Origin of the sequence: Nitratireductor arenosus, from assembly GCF_009742725.1 — a bacterium.
Classification (GTDB): Bacteria; Pseudomonadota; Alphaproteobacteria; order Rhizobiales; family Rhizobiaceae; genus Mangrovimarina; species Mangrovimarina arenosa.
Genome location: NZ_WPHG01000006.1, coordinates 1 through 17,240, shown reverse-complemented (window position 1 = coordinate 17,240; position 17,240 = coordinate 1). Strand labels below are relative to the sequence as shown.

18 protein-coding genes and 1 pseudogene are annotated in these 17,240 nt (G+C 64.9%); 10 read left to right on the top strand and 9 right to left on the bottom strand.

Annotation, left to right across the window (positions count from 1 at the left end; all coding sequences use genetic code 11):
* Positions 1-199: 199 nt before the first annotated feature.
* Together GN330_RS19700 and GN330_RS19695 are read left to right on the top strand one after the other, a co-directional pair.
* Positions 200-700: a type III secretion system chaperone family protein gene (locus GN330_RS19700; protein ID WP_156714717.1), complete on the top strand. Its 501-nt coding sequence runs from the start codon at positions 200-202 to the stop codon at positions 698-700.
* 75 nt (positions 701-775) lie between these two features.
* A complete protein-coding gene (locus tag GN330_RS19695; protein WP_156714716.1) occupies positions 776-1,135 on the top strand; it encodes a tRNA-binding protein in 360 nt (119 codons plus the stop codon).
* A 99-nt stretch (positions 1,136-1,234) separates the two neighbouring features.
* Here the strand turns inward: GN330_RS19695 and GN330_RS19690 are convergent, their stop codons facing one another.
* Both GN330_RS19690 and GN330_RS19685 read right to left on the bottom strand, forming a co-directional pair.
* The gene (locus GN330_RS19690) at positions 1,235-1,666 is read right to left on the bottom strand and encodes an SAM-dependent methyltransferase (protein WP_156714714.1); all 432 of its coding nucleotides are present in this window, start codon (positions 1,664-1,666) and stop codon (positions 1,235-1,237) included.
* A gap of 17 nt (positions 1,667-1,683) precedes the next feature.
* Positions 1,684-2,619 (bottom strand): LysR substrate-binding domain-containing protein, encoded by a 936-nt coding sequence (locus tag GN330_RS19685; protein ID WP_156714712.1) that lies wholly within the window; start codon positions 2,617-2,619, stop codon positions 1,684-1,686.
* A 98-nt stretch (positions 2,620-2,717) separates the two neighbouring features.
* On the opposite strand from GN330_RS19685, the gene GN330_RS19680 reads away from it, so the two are divergent.
* Positions 2,718-4,205, top strand: a complete 1,488-nt coding sequence (locus GN330_RS19680) for a carboxylesterase/lipase family protein (RefSeq protein WP_197435253.1) — start codon at positions 2,718-2,720, stop codon at positions 4,203-4,205.
* Positions 4,206-4,243: 38 nt separating this feature from the next.
* On the top strand, positions 4,244-5,500 hold the full coding sequence (locus GN330_RS19675) for an MFS transporter (protein WP_156714708.1): 1,257 nt from the start codon (positions 4,244-4,246) through the stop codon (positions 5,498-5,500).
* A gap of 70 nt (positions 5,501-5,570) precedes the next feature.
* Here the strand turns inward: GN330_RS19675 and GN330_RS19670 are convergent, their stop codons facing one another.
* The gene (locus GN330_RS19670) at positions 5,571-6,044 is read right to left on the bottom strand and encodes a MarR family winged helix-turn-helix transcriptional regulator (RefSeq protein ID WP_156714706.1); all 474 of its coding nucleotides are present in this window, start codon (positions 6,042-6,044) and stop codon (positions 5,571-5,573) included.
* Between the two features lie 102 nt (positions 6,045-6,146).
* Between GN330_RS19670 and GN330_RS19665 the strand changes: the two genes are divergently transcribed.
* Genes GN330_RS19665 through GN330_RS19655 form a run of 3 tightly spaced genes read left to right on the top strand, consistent with a single transcriptional unit; the run spans position 6,147 to position 10,874 of the window.
* On the top strand, positions 6,147-7,922 hold the full coding sequence (locus GN330_RS19665) for an N-acetylglutaminylglutamine amidotransferase (RefSeq protein ID WP_156714703.1): 1,776 nt from the start codon (positions 6,147-6,149) through the stop codon (positions 7,920-7,922).
* Positions 7,923-7,926: 4 nt separating this feature from the next.
* Positions 7,927-9,753 carry an N-acetylglutaminylglutamine synthetase gene (gene ngg, locus GN330_RS19660; RefSeq protein ID WP_156714701.1) on the top strand — a complete coding sequence of 609 codons (1,827 nt, stop codon included), beginning with the start codon at positions 7,927-7,929 and terminating at the stop codon, positions 9,751-9,753.
* Positions 9,750-10,874 carry an osmoprotectant NAGGN system M42 family peptidase gene (locus GN330_RS19655; protein ID WP_156714698.1) on the top strand — a complete coding sequence of 375 codons (1,125 nt, stop codon included), beginning with the start codon at positions 9,750-9,752 and terminating at the stop codon, positions 10,872-10,874. The genes ngg and GN330_RS19655 overlap by 4 nt, the downstream gene beginning before the upstream one ends.
* A 25-nt stretch (positions 10,875-10,899) precedes the next feature.
* On the opposite strand, the gene GN330_RS19650 is transcribed toward GN330_RS19655, so the two are convergent.
* From GN330_RS19650 to GN330_RS19630, 5 genes are all read right to left on the bottom strand, one after another.
* On the bottom strand, positions 10,900-11,580 hold the full coding sequence (locus tag GN330_RS19650) for an RES family NAD+ phosphorylase (protein WP_156714696.1): 681 nt from the start codon (positions 11,578-11,580) through the stop codon (positions 10,900-10,902).
* On the bottom strand, positions 11,577-12,002 hold the full coding sequence (locus GN330_RS19645; RefSeq protein WP_246188774.1) for an antitoxin Xre-like helix-turn-helix domain-containing protein: 426 nt from the start codon (positions 12,000-12,002) through the stop codon (positions 11,577-11,579). The genes GN330_RS19650 and GN330_RS19645 overlap by 4 nt, the downstream gene beginning before the upstream one ends.
* A gap of 61 nt (positions 12,003-12,063) precedes the next feature.
* Positions 12,064-13,479 carry an ATP-binding protein gene (locus GN330_RS19640; RefSeq protein ID WP_156714694.1) on the bottom strand — a complete coding sequence of 472 codons (1,416 nt, stop codon included), beginning with the start codon at positions 13,477-13,479 and terminating at the stop codon, positions 12,064-12,066.
* A gap of 58 nt (positions 13,480-13,537) precedes the next feature.
* Positions 13,538-14,242 (bottom strand): response regulator, encoded by a 705-nt coding sequence (locus GN330_RS19635; protein WP_156714692.1) that lies wholly within the window; start codon positions 14,240-14,242, stop codon positions 13,538-13,540.
* Complete coding sequence (locus tag GN330_RS19630; RefSeq protein ID WP_156714690.1) at positions 14,235-14,768, bottom strand: MarR family winged helix-turn-helix transcriptional regulator; 534 nt, start codon at positions 14,766-14,768, stop codon at positions 14,235-14,237. The genes GN330_RS19635 and GN330_RS19630 overlap by 8 nt, the downstream gene beginning before the upstream one ends.
* A gap of 238 nt (positions 14,769-15,006) precedes the next feature.
* Between GN330_RS19630 and GN330_RS19625 the strand changes: the two genes are divergently transcribed.
* From GN330_RS19625 to GN330_RS19615, 3 genes are all read left to right on the top strand, one after another.
* A complete protein-coding gene (locus tag GN330_RS19625; RefSeq protein WP_156714688.1) occupies positions 15,007-15,903 on the top strand; it encodes a branched-chain amino acid aminotransferase in 897 nt (298 codons plus the stop codon).
* A gap of 153 nt (positions 15,904-16,056) precedes the next feature.
* Complete coding sequence (locus tag GN330_RS19620; RefSeq protein ID WP_156714686.1) at positions 16,057-16,341, top strand: hypothetical protein; 285 nt, start codon at positions 16,057-16,059, stop codon at positions 16,339-16,341.
* A 142-nt stretch (positions 16,342-16,483) separates the two neighbouring features.
* Complete coding sequence (locus GN330_RS19615) at positions 16,484-17,125, top strand: MBL fold metallo-hydrolase (protein WP_156714684.1); 642 nt, start codon at positions 16,484-16,486, stop codon at positions 17,123-17,125.
* On the opposite strand, the pseudogene GN330_RS19610 reads toward GN330_RS19615, so the two are convergent.
* Positions 17,122-17,240: pseudogene (locus tag GN330_RS19610) on the bottom strand (IS5/IS1182 family transposase); the annotation flags it as partial. The gene GN330_RS19615 and the pseudogene GN330_RS19610 overlap by 4 nt on opposite strands.

The window sequence follows — 17,240 nt, the reverse complement described above, 5'->3', positions numbered from 1 at the left end:
AAAAAGCGCTGGAACTCGGACTCTGCATCAATACACTGAATTTACTGCATGATTCGTTTTGGGTCATGCGCCGGGGGAGGGGACGTTCCGGCCGGGAGCAATGTGGCCGGTGTTTCGTAACCCGACAGTTCGGTTTGTCGCGCGTATGCATTCTAGGCGGAGCGCGCGGGCGCGCGTCCACAATCACAGGGAATTTTTGATGAGCCTTCTGGAACTCGACCTCGCGCGGACCGCGCATCCCGTCGATGTCATCGAGCAGGTCGCGCACGCGAATGACTGGGCTTTCGAACGCGCCGGGGACGACGAAATCGCGATTTCGGTCGCCGGCAATTGGACCGACTATCACATCTCGTTTTCGTGGATGGAAGAATATGAGGCGCTGCATCTGGCTTGCGCCTTCGACATCAAGGTCACGGATGCCCGGGTGATGGAGGTTATGCGGCTGTTGGCGCTGATCAACGAGCAGATGCTGATCGGCCATTTCGATCTGTGGGAGCAGGAGGGCGCGATCATGTTCCGCCAGGCGCTTTTGCTGGCCGGCGGCGCCGAGCCGACCGCGCAGCAGGTGGAAATGCTGTTGGCGAGCGCGCTCGAGGCCTGCGAATGCTATTTCCAGGCATTCCAGTTCGTCGTCTGGTCGGGGGTTTCGGCGCGCGACGCGCTGTCGGGCACCATGTTCGAGACCCAGGGCAACGCGTGATTTTCTTGCCGCCGCATTTCCCGGGCCTGTTCTCGGCATGTGTGCGATGCACCGTTTGACGATACGGAACCAGCCATGAGCAGCGAGAACGACCGCAAGCCCGAGATCGGTTTTGCCGATTTCGACAAGGTCGATATCCGCATCGGTACGATCGTGGCCGCGGAGGACTATCCCGAGGCCCGCAAGCCGGCCATCAAGCTGCGGATCGATTTCGGTCCCGCGATCGGCGTCAAGAAATCGTCGGCGCAGATTACCAGGCATTACCGGCCCGACGAACTGGTCGGCCGCCAGGTGATGGCGGTGGTGAATTTTCCGTCGCGCCAGATCGGGAAATTCCTGTCGGAAGTGCTGACCCTGGGCTTTCCTGACGAGGAGGGGGCCGTGGTGCTGGCGACGGTCGACAAAAACGTGCCGGACGGCGGGCGCCTGTTCTAAACCCGGTCCGGATATCGCCTTTCCTCAGGAGAGCGGCCGCTGCTCGCACCTTGCCGGTGTGACGCCTGCAAGGAGGATCGGCGCGCGCGCTTCAGCGCCTCAGTCTAAGTCGATCTTCCGCAACGGGTTACCGCCGTCGATATAGAGCACGCCGCCCGGCTTGAGTGCGGCGGCGATGCGTCGGCGGGCGTCCCGTCCGGCTTCGGGATAACGGCCGTCGAGAGCGCCGACCCTGACGGCCAGGGCGATGTCGAACGGCTCCTCGCCCGGTTCCAGCACAAAGGTTTCGGCCGCGACCTGGCGCAAGCCGAGAACGCCGGCGTCGATCTCGGTCCTGCAGGCTTCGCGCGCCTGGGCGATCGCCTTGGCCGAGCGGTCGGTGGCCAGAACATGCCCGTTGGGGCCGATCCGTTCGGCGATGGCGCGTGCGGCCGTGCCGGGCCCGCAGCCGATCTCCAGCACGCGCAATCCCGGCCGCAAGGGCAACGCCTCGACGATCGCCGCGAGCCTGGGTGATACTCTGTCCGCCATGGGCGTTTTCCCGGAGATCAGCTCCGACCGGCCCTATCGGCCGGGGACGTTCGGGCCGACACGACAACGGGCAAGCGTTCGACGATCAGATCCAGAAAGCGCTCGGCCGCCATGGTCAAGGTGCGCCGGCTCGGATAGATCGCGTAGATTGTGGCGGCGGTCGGCTCCCAGTCCTCAAGCACCCTCACCAGGCGGCCGTCGCGCAAATCCTCCTCGATCATGGCGAGGGGCAGCGACGCGATTCCAAGCCCCTGACGAGCCGCTTCGACGATGGCGGAAAGCTGCGTGGTGGTGAAGCGGGGCTCATAGTTCGCCACCATGCTGTCCCGACCCCGGCGCAGCCGCCAGAACCAGCGTGTTGATTTCGGTCCGAAGCCGAGGGCGTCGAGGTCGCGCAGCTCTTCGGGAGCGGATGGCGGCGCCGAATTTTCGAAAAGTCGCGGGTGGGCGGCCAGCACATAAGGGCTGGAAAAGATGCGTCGCGCGATCAGGTCGAGATCGGGCAGAGGCTCGAACGTGCCGTAGATCACGAGATCGGCCGAGACCAGGCGCGGATCGAGTATGGCCGCCGTTTCCTCCAAATGGAGCCTGACGCGCGGTGCGGTGATCGCGAATTCCGCCGCAAGCCGTTCGATGACCATGGCGCCGAGAAGCGGCGGACAGATGACGTGAAGCGCCCCGGCCGGCATCGCCGCGGTGCGATCGGCCATGGCGAAGACCTTGTCGGCCTCGCGGGCGAGCCGGGCACATTGGGCGTAGCATTCGCGGCCGAAATTGGTGAGCACGAAGCGTCGCGGTCCGCGGTGGAACAATTGGACGCCGAGGCGGGCCTCGAGGTCGTTCATGCGCCGCGCCAGTGTCGATTTCGGCGTGCCGAGCCGGCGGGCGGCGGCCGAGATGCCGCCGCAGTCGACCACGGTCTTGAAGGCATAGAGTTCGTCCAATCCCTTCATCATAATGTCCCGTATTTGGATTAAAATCGTCCCGATAATAGAACGAACAGACCGGCTTGCGAATGGTACGGTTCGATGCGCATCCGAAGGGGGGAGGCATGGACCAGATCAACGCGGAACTCGGCAAGGAAACAATGGTCGTCTTGCCGTGCGGGCCGGTCATCGGAAGACGGCGCGGCGGGGTGACCGCGTTCCATCGCGTGCCCTATGCCATGGCGCCGATCGGCCCCCGACGCTTCGCCGTGCCCGTTCCGCCCGCGCCCTGGAGTGCGCCGCGCGACTGCACCCGCCCGGGGCCGATGCCGCCGCAATTGCCCTCGCGCCTTGCCAAGGTAATGGGCGACTATGATTGCGCGCAGGACGAGGATTGCCTGCATCTCGACATCTGGGTGCCGGCCGACGCCGGCAAGGGCACGCCGGTGTTCGTCTTCCTGCATGGCGGCGCCTTCATGACCGGCGGCGGCTCCATGCCGTGTTACGATGGGCATGCGCTTGCCGAGGCGAGCGGCATGATCGTCGTGACGGTGAGTTATCGGCTCGGCGCGCTTGGTTTCCTGCCGATTGCAGGCATCGCGCCGGCCAATCTGGGCCTGCACGACCAGCTTGCGGCGCTGCGGTTCGTTCGCGAGGCTGCCCCGGCGCTCGGCGGAGACCCCGAAACCATAACGGTGGCCGGACAGTCGGCCGGCGCCTATTCGATTGCGCTGATGCTGGCCAACGGTTTGGGCCGGGATCTGTTCCGGCGGGCCATCCTGATGAGCGCCCCGCTCGGGCTCGATCTTCCCCATGAGGGGCAAACGGCCGACCTGGCGGAACGCTATCTTGCCGCGCTCGACATTGCCTCCGGCGACCGTGATGCCCTCAACAGGGTTCCGGTTGCGGCGCTTTTGCGCGCCCAGGCCGAGGTGGCGCGGGCCGACGCACGGCAACCTGGCGACATCGCGCCGCCCTTTCTGCCGGTGATCGACGGTGACCTGGTAACGGGCGACCCGAACGCAGCGCTCGGCGCGGGTGCAGCGGCGTGGTGCGATGTGGTGATCGGCAGCACGCGCGAGGAGATGGCCGCGTTTTACGTCGACAACCCGGCCCTTGCCGCGATTGGCGATGATGTCGTGGCCGGCGCTTTCCAACGCGCATACGGCGCCGGCGCGGCGGTGGAGCTCGAAAAGGCTCGGGCGCGGCGGGCACCGGCTTTGCCCCCGGCGGTGCTTGGCGACCTGGTGACGGACACGCTGTTTGCGCGGCCGAACCTCGACTTCGCGGCCGCGCAAACGGCGCATGGCGGCGCGGCCCATGCCTATCGTTTCGACTGGCAGTCGCCAATGCCGGGCGTCGGTGCGTGCCATTGCATCGACCTGCCTTTTCTGTTCGGCGCTGGCGAAATCTGGCTGGACGCACCGATGGTTGCGAGCGCCGACCGGCGCGAAATCCTCGATCTTGCGCGGCTCTTTTCCGGTTCGCTTGCGGCTTTTGCCGCGACCGGCGATCCGAACCGAGCCGGCCTTCCGGTCTGGCCGGCTTTCGGCCAGGCGCGGATGGTTCAATTTTTCGACCGGCTGACGGAGGCGTCGAGCCCGGTCGGCTGATCAAGCATCTTAATCACGATCGCAGGGAGGGCGAGACGATGACCAGCGAAAAACAATCCGGTGCGCAGATTGCGGGGGAGATCGAGGTTCCCGCTTCCGGCGCGGTCTTCACGCTAGTGATCTGTTTTCTGATCGTCTTGCTCGACGGTCTCGATACGACCTCGATCGCCTTTGTCGCGCCTTTGCTTGCGCGGGAATGGGGGCTTCCGCCGGCCGCGTTCACGCCGGCTTTCGTTGCCACCAGCCTGGGGGCGGTGGTCGGTTACATGGCCTGCGGCCCGCTGGCACAACGGTTCGGCGCGCGGGCGGTCGGCACGGGCAGCGTCGTCCTGTTCGGGCTCGGCACGCTTTTGACGGCGGCGGCATGGGACATCGCCTCGCTCAGCGCGCTGCGCTTCGTGTCGGCAATCGGGCTCGGCGGCGCCCTGCCGATCGCGGTCGCCGCGGCATCGGTCGTCATGCCGGCGCGGCTCCGCGAAACCGCCGCGATGATCGTCGCCACGGGACTTTCCGCAGGCAGCGTGGCGGGCGGCGTTTTGGGTGGCCCGCTGATGCGCGAATTCGGCTGGAACTCTATCTTCCTGGTCGGCGGCGTGCTGCCGCTTTTGGTGCTGCCTCTGTTTTACCGCGTTCTGTCTTCTGCATCACCGGCCAAGGTCGCCGATGCCGGGCGCGGCGCCGGTTCCAATCCGGTGGTCGCGCTGTTTTCGGGTGGTTTGGCCGCATATACGATGTTGCTGTGGTTGTTCGCCTTTCTGATCTTCATCGCCACCTATTCGCTGACATTCTGGGTGCCGACTTTGCTGACTGATTTCGGGTTCGAACCCTCGCAGGCCCCGCTCGCCATCGCCGCCTTCGGGATGGGAGGCCTGATCGGCAACATCGTTATGATGACGCTTGTTGCCAGGTTTGGCGTGAAACGGCTGCTTGCGGCAACGACTCTTCTGGCGATGGGCTGTATTGCTGCGATCAGCCAGGCCGATATTGCGCCGGCGATGGTGTTGCCGCTGATCGCCGGTATGGGCGGCGGTCTCATCACCGGCTGTGTTGGCCAGGCGGCGCTTGCCGTTTCCTTCTATCCGCCCGAATTGCGGGCGACCGGGGTCGGTTGGGCGGCGGCGCTCGGTCGTGTGGGTTCGATCGTCGGGCCCGCCGTGGGCGGGGCGTTGCTTTCGTTCGCCTGGCCGGCGCGCGAGATCGTCCTGACCGCATTGGCGCCGGCGCTGCTTGCTCTTGCGGTTCTCGCCGCGCTCGGCCTGTTGGGACGGCGCCACGCGGCTGTCTCGATCCGGTAGATCGGGTTTCTTCCGAGAAAAAATCTACGGCGGTGCCCCGGGTGCCGCCGTTTTTCGGTGTCCGGCCGGGCTATGCGCCGCCCATCAGCCCGGCGAGTTCCTCAAGCCCGGCGAGGATCGCCCGGCGCCGCTTTTCGGGCAGGGCGGCAAAGCGGGTGACGAAGTCGACGCCGAAAAAGCCCGGCGTGTTGGTGACCATGTCGCGGCCCTTGTCGGTCAGCCGCGTGTAGACGATGCGCCGGTCGGCGGTCGACCGGTAGCGCCCGACAATGGCGCGGCTTTCCAGATTGTCGAGGATGGTGACGACCGTCGCCGGGCTTAGATCGGCGTAATTGGAGAGCGCGTTGGTGGTCACCTCGCCGAGCTCGGCCACCCCCATCAGGACCACCAGTTGCGGCGTGGTCAGGCCGCTGGCGCGGGCCAGCGCGCGCGACTGCAGGTCGGTCGCCCGCACGACCCGGCGGATCGACTTCATCAGGCCGCGCAGTTCCCCGGTCGGGAACGATCCGTCGCGTTGCGCGTTAAAGGTTTGTTGTTCGTCCATCGGCAGCCGGCAATCATTTGACTTCTAATCATTTGAACTATAATAAACCGGCCACGAAAGCAATGGCATCCCTTAAGACACTGGAGGTTTGAACGCGCGCCTATGTGCGGCATTTGTGGTGAGATCAGATTCGACGGGGCGGAGCCTTCCGCCATCGCAATTTCAAAAATGGCCGACGCGCTGGCGCCGCGCGGCCCGGACGGTGCGGGAATAGTCGTCCACGGCAATGCCGGGTTTGGCCACCGCCGGCTCAAGATCATCGATCTGTCCGAGCGCGCGCGCCAGCCGATGAGCGATCCGGAGCTCGGTCTGACCATCGCCTTCAACGGCTGTATCTACAATTATCCCGAATTGCGCGCCGAACTGGAAGAAAAGGGCTACCGTTTCTTTTCCACCGGCGACACGGAAGTGATCCTGAAGGCCTGGCATGCCTGGGGCGAGCGCTGCGTCGAGCGTTTTCACGGCATGTTCGCCTTTGTACTTCAGGAGCGCGAGACGGGTCGCATCGTGCTGGCGCGCGACCGCTTCGGCATCAAGCCGCTCTATCTCGCCGAAAACGCCGGGCGGCTGCGCTTCGCCTCGTCGCTGCCGGCACTGCTTGCGGCGGGCGACGTCGACACCGGCATCGATGCGGCGGCGCTGCACAATTACATGTCGTTTCATGCCGTGGTGCCGCCGCCCCGGACGATACTTGCCGGCGTGCGCAAGCTGCCGCCGGCGACGATCCGCGTCATCGAGGCCGACGGCAGCAGTCGCCAGTCGGTCTATTGGGACCCGCCGTTTGCCCGCGATCCGGACGATAGCGGCGTGTCGTCGGAGGAATGGCGCGACCGGGTGCTCGAGGCGCTCAGGCTCGCCGTCAAGCGGCGCATGGTGGCCGACGTGCCGGTCGGCGTGCTGTTGTCGGGCGGTGTCGATTCCAGCCTGATCGTCGGCCTGCTCGCCGAGGCCGGCCAGACCGGACTGATGAGCTTTTCGGTCGGCTTCGAGGAGGCGAACGGCGAAAAGGGCGACGAATTCGTCTATTCCGATCTGATCGCCAAGACCTTCGGCACCGACCACCACAAGATCTTCGTGCCGTCCGACAATCTCATGGACGCGCTGCCCGGCACGATCGCGGCGATGTCGGAGCCGATGGTGTCCTACGACAATGTCGGTTTCTACCTGCTCAGCCAGGAGGTCTCCAAGCACATCAAGGTGGTGCAGTCGGGCCAGGGCGCCGACGAGATTTTTGCCGGTTATCACTGGTATCCACCGCTGATGAACTCCAATGACGTGGTCGGCGACTATGCCAAGGTGTTCTTCGACCGCACGCATGAAAAGCTGAAGACGCAGCTCGGTGCGGACTGGATCGACGGCGTCGACCCCAGCCGCGAACTGGTCGAGGCCCATCTGATGCGTCCGGGCGCCGACACGCCGGTCGACCGCGCGCTCAGGCTCGATTCGACGGTCATGCTGGTCGATGATCCGGTCAAGCGGGTCGACAACATGACCATGGCCTGGGGGCTGGAGGCGCGTGTGCCGTTTCTCGACCATGAGCTGGTGGAACTCGCCGCGCGGATTCCGCCCGAGGAAAAGGTCCGCGACGGCGGCAAGGGCGTGCTCAAGGATGTCGCCCGCCAGATCGTGCCGAGCGAGGTGATCGACCGCAAGAAGGGGTATTTCCCCGTTCCCCAGCTCAAATATGTCGACGGCCCCTACCTGGATATGGTGCGCGACGCGCTGACCTCGCAGGCGGCGCGCGAGCGCGGCCTGTTTCGCAAGGACTATCTCGAAACACTGTTTGCCGCGCCGTCGGACCACATCACGCCGCTGCGCGGGTCCGAGTTGTGGCAGGCCGGCCTGCTCGAGATGTGGCTACAGACGCATGGGATCTAGTCCAATGGCCAAGGATCGCGGCGCTGAGTCCAAAAACCATCCCGTCCGTGCGGACAAGGCGCTCGGCCACAGGCTCAAGCGTCTGCGCGCCGATTCGCTGAAACCGCCGATCGCGCAAGGCGAGGGCGACAAGGACGCCATGCGCGAGGCGGTGGCGCTCGATTGCGGCTGGGGGCGGCTGCTGTTCGCGCAGACCTTCCCCGACAATGAAAGCATCATCGCCGCGCTCGAGGAGGAGGGCGACAAACGCCGCGACATCGCGTTTTACATCCGCGACCCGCATGTCGTTCTTGCACTTGCGCCGCAGGAGACATTTCTCGACCCATCGCACACCTACCGGCTCGACCTGTCGACCTACCGGCCGAGCCGGCGTAAGCCGCGCGCCTACTTCGTGCGCAGGCTGTCCTCGCGCGACGATGCCGAGGCCGTCAACGCGATCTATGCCGCGCGCGGCATGGTCACCGTCGATCCGGATTTCTTCTGGGCGCAGCGCGACAGCCGGTCGATCACCTATTTCGTGGCCGAGGACGAGGCGACCGGTGAGGTGATCGGCACGATCACCGGCATCGATCACCAGCGGCTTTTCGGCGATCCCGAACGGGGGTCGTCGCTGTGGTGCCTGGCGGTCCACCCGCAGTCGCGTCACCCCGGCATCGGCGAGATGCTGGTGCGCCGGCTGGCCGAGCATTTCCAGGCCCGCGGCGCGGCCTTTCTGGACCTGTCGGTGATACACGACAACGAACAGGCGATCGCGCTCTACGAAAAGCTCGGTTTCCGGCGGGTGCCGATCTTCGCCGTCAAGCGCAAGAATTCCATCAACGAAAAGCTGTTCGCCACGCCGATCCAGGAGCATGACGCCCTCAATCCCTATGCGCGCATCATCGTCGATGAGGCACGCCGGCGCGGTATCAAGGTCGAGGTGACCGACGCGGAGGGCGGGTTCTTCCGGCTCACCTATGGCGGGCGATCCGTTCATTGCCGGGAAAGCCTGTCGGAAATGACGTCGGGCGTGGCGGTGTCCATCTGCGACGACAAGGCAGTGACCCGCCGCGTGGTCGAGCGCGCCGGACTTGTCGTGCCCGAGCAGATCGCGGCCGACGGGGACGCCGGCAATGTCGTCCCGTTCCTCAAACGCCACGGCAATGTGGTGGTGAAGCCGGCGCGCGGCGAACAGGGCCGTGGCGTCGCGGTCGGGCTGCAAACCATGGACGAGGTCGTCAAGGCGGTCGTGGAGGCGCGCAACGTGTCGGACCGGGTTCTGGTCGAATCCTGTTTCGAGGGCGAGGATTTGCGCCTGGTCGTGATCGACGGCAAGCTCGTCGCCGCCGCCGTTCGCCGTCCGCCGCGCATTGTCGGCGACGGCGAGCGCGACGTGCGCAAGCTGATCGAGCACCAGTCGCGCCGTCGTGCGGCCGCCACCGGCGGCGAAAGCACGATCCCGATCGACGACGAGACCGTGCGGTGCCTCGGCGCGCAATCGATCGCGCTCGACGAGGTGCTTGCCGCCGGTCGCGAGATCGTCGTGCGCAAGACGGCCAATCTGCACACAGGCGGCTCAATCCACGACGTCACCGCTACAGTGCATCCGCGCCTGGTCGAGGCGGGCTGCAAGGCGGCGCGCGCGATCCGTATTCCTGTTGTCGGGGTCGACCTGATGGTGAAGTCGCCGACCGAGCCCGACTACGTCTTCATCGAGGCCAATGAGCGGCCGGGCCTGGCCAATCACGAACCGCAGCCGACGGCCGAGCGCTTCATCGATCTTCTATTTCCACATGCGCGCATGCCCTGGGCGGAAACCTCGGCTCCGGGCGGGGTCGAGGCGACCTTATGAGCGGGATCACGATCGATACCGGCTATTTGGTCGAGCAGCTCAAGGCGCTGCTGGCGATCGACAGCCCGACCGGCTTCACCGATACGGTCGTGCGTTATTGCACCGAGGAGTTGGAACGGCTCGGCCTGACGCCCGAACTGACGCGGCGCGGCGCCATCCGCGCGGTGCGGCGGGGCAGCCGGCGCGACGGCGCGCGCTCGGTGGTGGCTCATCTCGATACGCTCGGCGCGCAGGTGAAGCTGGTAAAGCCGAACGGGCGGCTGGACCTTGTGCCGATCGGCAACTGGTCGGCGCGTTTCGCCGAGGGCGCACGCGCGAACATCTATTCGGAAGAGCAGAATTTCCGCGGCAGCGTCCTGCCGCTCAAGGCGTCCGGCCACACCTATAATGACGAGATCGACACTCAGCCGGTCGGCTGGACCAATCTGGAACTCAGGATCGACCAGCGCACGACCTCGCGCGAGGAGACCCGGGCATTGGGCATCGATGTCGGCGACATCGTTGCGATCGATCCGCAGCCCGAATTCCTCGACAGCGGCTTCATTGTGTCGCGCCATCTCGACGACAAGGCGGGCGCGGCGATCACGCTGGCCACGATCGAAGCATTGGAACGCACCGGCTCGCATACGCCGGTCGACATCCATTTCCTGTTCACGATCGCCGAAGAGGTCGGGACCGGCGCCACGGCGATCGTCGCACCGGAGGTCGCCTCGATGGTGACGGTCGACAACGGCACCAGCGCGCCGGGCCAGAATTCGTCGGAATTCGGCGTCACCGTCGCGATGGCCGACCAGACCGGTCCGTTCGACTATCATCTGACCAAAAAGCTCGTCGAACTGTGCCGCGAGAACGAGATCGAGTTCCAGAAGGACGTGTTCCGTTTCTACCGCTCCGATTCGGCTTCGGCGGTCGAGGCCGGGCACGATGTGCGCACCGCGCTCGTTGCCTTCGGCGTCGATGCCTCGCATGGTTACGAGCGTATCCACGAACATGCGTTGCATTCGATCGCGCGACTGTTGACGGCCTATGTCACAAGCCCGCTCGAAATCCAGCGCGACGTGGACGAGATTTCCGACATGGAAGGCTTTACCGAGCAGCCGACGGCCGACCGCGAGGACTGAGTCGTCTCGTTCTTGCCGCCGCTGCTCAGTCCGTGGTGATCGTGTAGTCGGGCGTTCCGGACCACACCAGCTTCCAGCGCGCACCGGGGCGCACATTCTGCACGCAATGCGGCTCGAAGGCGACGAGGCAGGTGCCGCCGGGCCGCCGTGCCGAGGGATAGATCAGCCCGCGCGCGCCGGCCTCGCGTAGGTCACGGGCGAGGGCTTGTCCGGCCGGATAGCCGATGGCGGGATCGGGATCGAGACAGGCGTGGAGACCTCCCGTCGCACGCAGATCGTGATAGTCGCCGATGAAGCCGGCCAGCAACGCCTGGTACACGCCTTCGTCGTGATAGCGGCCGATATGGGCAAGTTCGCGTGTGCGGTGATAGCCGATTTCGGCCAGCGCGGTCAGGTCGTCGAAGGCGGCGTACCAGGCGCCGCGGTCGCCGTCATTGAAGCGGTTTCCGTTCGGCCGCGTATAGGCGAAAGCAGCGTTGACAAAGGTGTGCCCCCAGGCGCGAAACAGCAATTCGCGCGCGTCGAGCCCGCCGACGCCGCCCTGTTCGGCACGTAGCCGCCGGTTGGTCAGTCCCTCGATCTCGACCAGCAACGCCAGTTCCTCGTCGGTGTCCACGAGCGGGCGCAGCACTGGCGGCTTGAAGTAGGCCGTCGAGATCAGCCGTACCGTTGCCGGTTCGGCGATCGCCGTGGCGGAAGGGATCAAACGCCGCCCCTGAGCGCGTCGACATGGTCGCGCGCCTGCAAGATCGCGGGCAGACCGCCTGCGATCATCACGTCGACCGGCCGGCGGCCGCCGAAGGACGGACCGCTATTGGCAAGGCGGACCCATTCGTCGGCGAGCGGGTCGCTGAAATAAAGATGCAGCCCCTTGTAAAGGCCGACCAATCCGCTCGCCCGCAGCAACTGGTCCCGAGACAGGCGACCGGTCCACGATCCGGTCTTCACCCGCGCCCAGGTGCGGGCCGAAACGTCAAGCAGGCCGGCGGCCTCTTCGTTGCGCAGCTGCCAGGCTTCGGCAATACGCGCGCAGGCTTTGGCCGCGACCGTTGCCCGGTCGACAGGTGCGGCGCCTTGCGGTGTCCGCCGCAGGTTCTGTGCGTTCGATGTCGATCTGATATTAGCCATTTGGCGTTCAATATAATGCCATTTGGCAGAGATATCAAGTCGAGCGATTACGGGCCGCGGATCAGGCCGGAACGCGCACGATACAGCGCAGACCACCGAGCGGGCTGTCGTTGAGTGTAATGTCGCCACCATGGCTGCGGGCAATGTCGCGGGCGATCGAGAGCCCGAGCCCGGTGCCGCCGGCATCCTGGTTGCGCGCCTCGTCGAGGCGGACGAAGGGACGGAACACGTGTTCGCGTTCCTCCGCCGGGATGCCTGGGCCATCGTCATCTACGGTGACGATCAGCGAGCCGGGACCATGAATCGCTGTGATATGGACCGACTTGGCGTAGCGGAAGGAATTGCCGACGAGGTTGGTCACCAGCCGGGAGAAGGCGGTCGGACGTACATGCACGTCCGGATCGCCGGACAATTGCACCGTCAGCGTGCGGCCGCGCAATTTGGCCTCCTCGGCCAGCTTGGCAAACAGCGTTTCCAGATTGATGCGGCCGGTGTCTTCCAGCGCCTCGCCGCGCGCGAAGGACAGGTAGCCTTCCAACATGGACTGCATGTCCTCGATGTCGTTGTCGAGCGCGGCCACGTCCGTTTTGCCGCCGGATACGGCCAGTTGCAGCCGGAAGCGGGTCAGAATGGTGCGCAGATCGTGGCTGACGCCGGTCAGCATGGCGGTACGCTGCTCGATCTGACGTTCGATGCGCTCGCGCATCTGGAGAAAGGCGAGGCCGGCGCGGCGCACCTCCTCGGCCCCGCGCGGGCGGAAATTCTCCGGCGTCGGCCGTCCCTTGCCGAAACTCTCGGCCGCTTCGGCCAGTTGCTGTATCGGTCTTATCTGGTTGCGCAGGAACAACACGGCGATGACGATCAGCACCAGTGAGGTGCCGACCATCCACAACAGGAAGATGTGGGTGTTGGAGGCGTAGGCCTGGCTGCGCCGGGCAAAGACGCGCAGGACCTGCTCATCGAGCTGGATGCGGATTTCCACGACGTTGGAATTGCCGACCGTGTCGATCCAGAACGGTCGGTTGATCTGGCTGGTGATCTCCGCGCTGAGAATCTGGTCGAGGATGGAAAAGAACGGTTTCGGTCCCGGCGCCGGCAGCGGGTCCGGCGGCATGATGTCGACCCGCAGCGACAGCCGCTCCTGGGCGATGCGTACCGCGTTCTGTTTGCCGCGTTCGTCCGGATAGGTCTCGATCAGGTCGATGATGGCGGCGATGTCGCGCGTCACCGCGGTGGACAGGCGCTGGGTCACCGTCTGCCAGTGCCGCTCCATGAACACGAAGGCCACCACCGATTGCAGCAAAATCATCGGCGCGATCACGATGATCAGCGAGCGCGCGTAGAGCCGCTTGGGCATGCGGCGCGAGACTGTTCGCCAGAAACGCCGCCAGATGTTGGGAACGGGGCTGACGGCTCGCGCCAGCCGCCGGCCCAGACGGGGCTGCTCGGTCGCGGAACTTTCGTTCGTGGTTGCCATCTGGAGCGTCCGTGGAGTGCTGTCCGTTCGCCCGCCGCAGAGCGCGGGCCGGGGCAGTCTATTCCACGCTCAGCCTGTATCCAACACCGCGCACCGTCTGGAGCCAGACCGGATTGGCCGGATCGCGCTCGATCTTGCGGCGCAGGCGGTTGATCTGGACGTCGATCGTGCGTTCGCCGACTTCGGTGTCGCCGCTGACCAGTTCGTGGCGCGGTATGGTCTCGCCCGGCCGTTCGGCGAAGATCGCCAGGATTTCCTGCTCGCGATCGGTGAGTTTGATGCCTTCGCCGGCCTTTTTCAGCTCCCGGCGCGCGATCTGGAACGTATAGGGGCCGAACACGATCTGCTCGACCTTCGGCGATTGCGGCGGGCCGCCGCGACGCAGGATGTTGTTGATGCGCAGGATCAGTTCGCGCGGGTCGAACGGTTTGGTCAGATAGTCGTCGGCTCCGGCCTCGAGCCCGGTGATGCGGTTGTCGGTCTCCGACAACGCGGTCAACATCAGGATCGGCATGTCGCGGGTTTCGCGCAGCGCCTTGGTCAAGTCGACGCCGTTTTCGCCCGGCATCATCACGTCGAGCACGATCAGGTCGAAATCCAGCCCGGCAAGGTGGCGCCGCGCCGCGTCCGCGGTCCCGGCCACGGTGACGCGGAAGCCGTTGGTCGCCAGGAACTGGCTGAGCAGCGTGCGGATACGGGTGTCGTCGTCGACCACCAGAAGATGTGGCGCATCGTCGGCGGGTATGATCATTTCGTCAACCATCGTCGGATCCCACAGTGCCCGGCCTGCCCGGCAGATTGTCGATCTGCGCGCGCAGATCGGGATTCACCATCGCCTTGAGGAACCGTTCTATCACGTCACGCTTTTCGCGGCCCGTTTCCTTCAGCGCCGCATCGATGCGCCGCGACTGTGGCCGTGCGAGGGCAAGGGCGAGCGCGCGTCCGCGCCCGGTGGGGTACAGCTCGCGCTGGCGGCGGTCCTTCGGTCCCGGAAGCTGGACGATATGGCCGGTGTCGATCAACTGCTTGAGCACCCGGGCGAGGCTTTGCTTGGTGATCTTCAGCACCTCGAGCAATTCGGCCACCGTCAGACCCGGCATGCGGTTGACGAAATGCAGCACGCGGTGATGGGCACGCCCGAAACCGTCGGCGGCGAGGATCTGATCCGGGTCGGAGGTGAAGTCGCGATAGGCGAAGAAAAGCAGCTCGATAATGTCCAGATCGATCCCGTCCTCGCGCGACAGCGCTGTACGGATCGGTGCGGGATCATGTTCTTCCTTGCCTGGCATCACGCTTCCGTTGGTGAAAAATATGTCAGCCTTATTGACATATATCGGATCGACTGGTAATTTTCGTCAAGCTTTTCGGCAGATTGCGAACGAAAAGGCAAGGCGTTTCCGGGTCGGGGACGTTTCCTTCCCTTTGCATTTCGCGGCAAGATTGGCGACAGTTTCAGTCCAACGCGGGATCCGGTGTAAAATTCCGGTACGTTGTCACATATGCGGCGCTGGTCCGCAGGAGGTAAAGATGGCATCCGTTCCATTCGATCGGCTCGACGGTCACATTTGGATGAACGGGGAGTTCGTGGCGTGGGGTGATGCCAAGGTGCATGTGCTGACGCATGGCCTTCACTATGCGAGCGCGGTGTTCGAGGGCGAACGCGCCTATGGCGGCGAGATCTTCAAGCTGACCGAGCATAGCGAACGGCTGCACGAATCGGCGCGTTTTCTCGGTTTCACCATACCCTGGTCGGTCGCCGAGATCGACGGCGCCTGCCGGGAGCTTCTGCGGATGCAGGGTCTCAGCGATGCCTATGTGCGCCCGATCGCCTGGCGTGGCAGCGAACAGATGGGCGTTTCGGCCCAGAACAATCGTATCAACTGCGCCATCGCCATATGGCAGTGGCCGAGCTATTTCGACCCCGAGCAGAAGCTCAAGGGCATCCGCCTCGACATTGCCGAATATCGCCGGCCCGATCCGCGCACCGCGCCCTGCAAGTCCAAGGCGGCCGGCCTCTACATGATCTGCACCTTGTCCAAGCACGCGGCCGAGGCCAAGGGTTATGCCGACGCGCTGATGTTCGACTGGCGCGGCCATGTCGCCGAGGCCACCGGCGCCAATGTCTTCTTCGTCAAGGACGGCGTCATCCATACGCCGAACCCGGACTGCTTCCTCGACGGCATCACGCGCCGCACGGTGATCGAGCTTGCTCGCCGACGCGGCTATGAGGTCGTGGAGCGCACGATCCTGCCCGAGGAGATGGACGGTTTCCAGGAATGTTTCCTGACCGGTACGGCCGCCGAGGTGACGCCGGTGTCGGAAATCGGGCCTTATCGATTCCAGCCTGGTGAGGTCGCGCGCAACCTGATGGCCGATTATTCGGCGGAGGTCCATCCCAAGCGCGCGGTCGAAGCGGCGGAGTAAGGCCCTCTCATATTTCATCCAGGTCGGTAATTTATGGCTGCGATTTAAAGTAATATGTGAAGTGGCATCGCCATATGTTTGACTCTGGGGCAAATTGGCTCTTCCATGATCAGGCCGGCAGTGGAACCGGCTTGGCCACAGAGGGTAAACGGCATGGAAGCGATACTCCCCATCATTGTTCAGTTGGTAACCGGCGCCATTGGCGGGCACGCGGTTTCGGGCGCTCTCAAGCAGCAGGCGGTCAGTGCGATTTTGCGCACCGTCGTCGGGGCGATCGGCGGCGTCGGCGGCGGGACGATCCTCGGCTCGCTGCTCGGCGATCCGGCGACCGCCGGTGCGCTTGGCGGCATGCTTGGTGACGCGGTCGGCGGGGTTGCCGGCGGCGGCATCCTGACCGGCATCGTCGGGGCGGTGATGCAATCGATGAAAAAGAGCTGAGTCAGCCTGTTTCATTCCTGGGTGGGGGCGGCCTTGGGGCCGCCCTTCTCCGTTCGCCGTCCATAACCATTCTTCTTTCGGCGCGGGTGGACGCTCCCGCACCCGGCCTTTATGGGAGTGGTCGATCAACGAGGAAAGCGCGATGGGACAGCTCAACGCCGGTATCATTCCAGTCACGCCGTTCCAGCAGAACTGCACCATCCTGTTCGATACCGACACCAAGCACGGCGTGGTCGTCGATCCGGGCGGCGAGGTCGAGCGCATCCGCGCGGCGATCGAGGAGAATGCGCTGTCGATCGAGGCGATTTGGCTGACGCACGGCCATATCGACCATGCCGGCGGCGCGATGGAACTGAAGGAGGCGCTCGGCGTCGACATCGTCGGTTCGCACGAGGCCGACCGGCAGATGCTGCTCAATCTGGAAGAACAGGCAAAAATGTTCGGCCTTGCCGACCCCGTGCGCAATTGCGTGCCCGACCGGTTTCTGGCCGAGGGCGAAACGGTGCGTTTCGGCGCTCACGAATTCGAGATCCTGCATTGTCCCGGCCACGCGCCGGGCCATGTCGTGTTCTTTAACCGCGCGGCCCAGTTCGCCCATGTCGGCGACGTCCTGTTCAACGGTTCGATCGGGCGCACCGATCTGCCGGGCGGCGACCATGAGACGCTGATCCGCTCGATCAAGGAAAAATTGCTGCCGCTCGGCGACGAGGTCGGTTTTATTTGCGGTCATGGGCCGGGCGGCCGCTTCGGCGAGGAACGGCGCGGCAATCCGTTTCTGGTCTAGGTCACCGACTCATAACTGCGCAACCAGATGCGGATTGAGGCGAGTTGGACAGATGCGAGGAAATTGTCGTCGCGCTTGTCGTATCGAGTGGCGATGGCCCTGAAGTGTTTGAGTT

Coding starts and splice junctions, on each gene's coding strand:
- GN330_RS19700 (WP_156714717.1), top strand. CDS start 200: ATGAGCCTTCTGGAACTCGACCTCGCGCGGACCGCGCATCCCGTCGAT.
- GN330_RS19695 (WP_156714716.1), top strand. CDS start 776: ATGAGCAGCGAGAACGACCGCAAGCCCGAGATCGGTTTTGCCGATTTC.
- GN330_RS19690 (WP_156714714.1), bottom strand. CDS start 1,666: ATGGCGGACAGAGTATCACCCAGGCTCGCGGCGATCGTCGAGGCGTTG.
- GN330_RS19685 (WP_156714712.1), bottom strand. CDS start 2,619: ATGAAGGGATTGGACGAACTCTATGCCTTCAAGACCGTGGTCGACTGC.
- GN330_RS19680 (WP_197435253.1), top strand. CDS start 2,718: ATGGACCAGATCAACGCGGAACTCGGCAAGGAAACAATGGTCGTCTTG.
- GN330_RS19675 (WP_156714708.1), top strand. CDS start 4,244: ATGACCAGCGAAAAACAATCCGGTGCGCAGATTGCGGGGGAGATCGAG.
- GN330_RS19670 (WP_156714706.1), bottom strand. CDS start 6,044: ATGGACGAACAACAAACCTTTAACGCGCAACGCGACGGATCGTTCCCG.
- GN330_RS19665 (WP_156714703.1), top strand. CDS start 6,147: ATGTGCGGCATTTGTGGTGAGATCAGATTCGACGGGGCGGAGCCTTCC.
- ngg (WP_156714701.1), top strand. CDS start 7,927: ATGGCCAAGGATCGCGGCGCTGAGTCCAAAAACCATCCCGTCCGTGCG.
- GN330_RS19655 (WP_156714698.1), top strand. CDS start 9,750: ATGAGCGGGATCACGATCGATACCGGCTATTTGGTCGAGCAGCTCAAG.
- GN330_RS19645 (WP_246188774.1), bottom strand. CDS start 12,002: ATGGCTAATATCAGATCGACATCGAACGCACAGAACCTGCGGCGGACA.
- GN330_RS19640 (WP_156714694.1), bottom strand. CDS start 13,479: ATGGCAACCACGAACGAAAGTTCCGCGACCGAGCAGCCCCGTCTGGGC.
- GN330_RS19635 (WP_156714692.1), bottom strand. CDS start 14,242: ATGGTTGACGAAATGATCATACCCGCCGACGATGCGCCACATCTTCTG.
- GN330_RS19630 (WP_156714690.1), bottom strand. CDS start 14,768: ATGCCAGGCAAGGAAGAACATGATCCCGCACCGATCCGTACAGCGCTG.
- GN330_RS19625 (WP_156714688.1), top strand. CDS start 15,007: ATGGCATCCGTTCCATTCGATCGGCTCGACGGTCACATTTGGATGAAC.
- GN330_RS19620 (WP_156714686.1), top strand. CDS start 16,057: ATGGAAGCGATACTCCCCATCATTGTTCAGTTGGTAACCGGCGCCATT.
- GN330_RS19615 (WP_156714684.1), top strand. CDS start 16,484: ATGGGACAGCTCAACGCCGGTATCATTCCAGTCACGCCGTTCCAGCAG.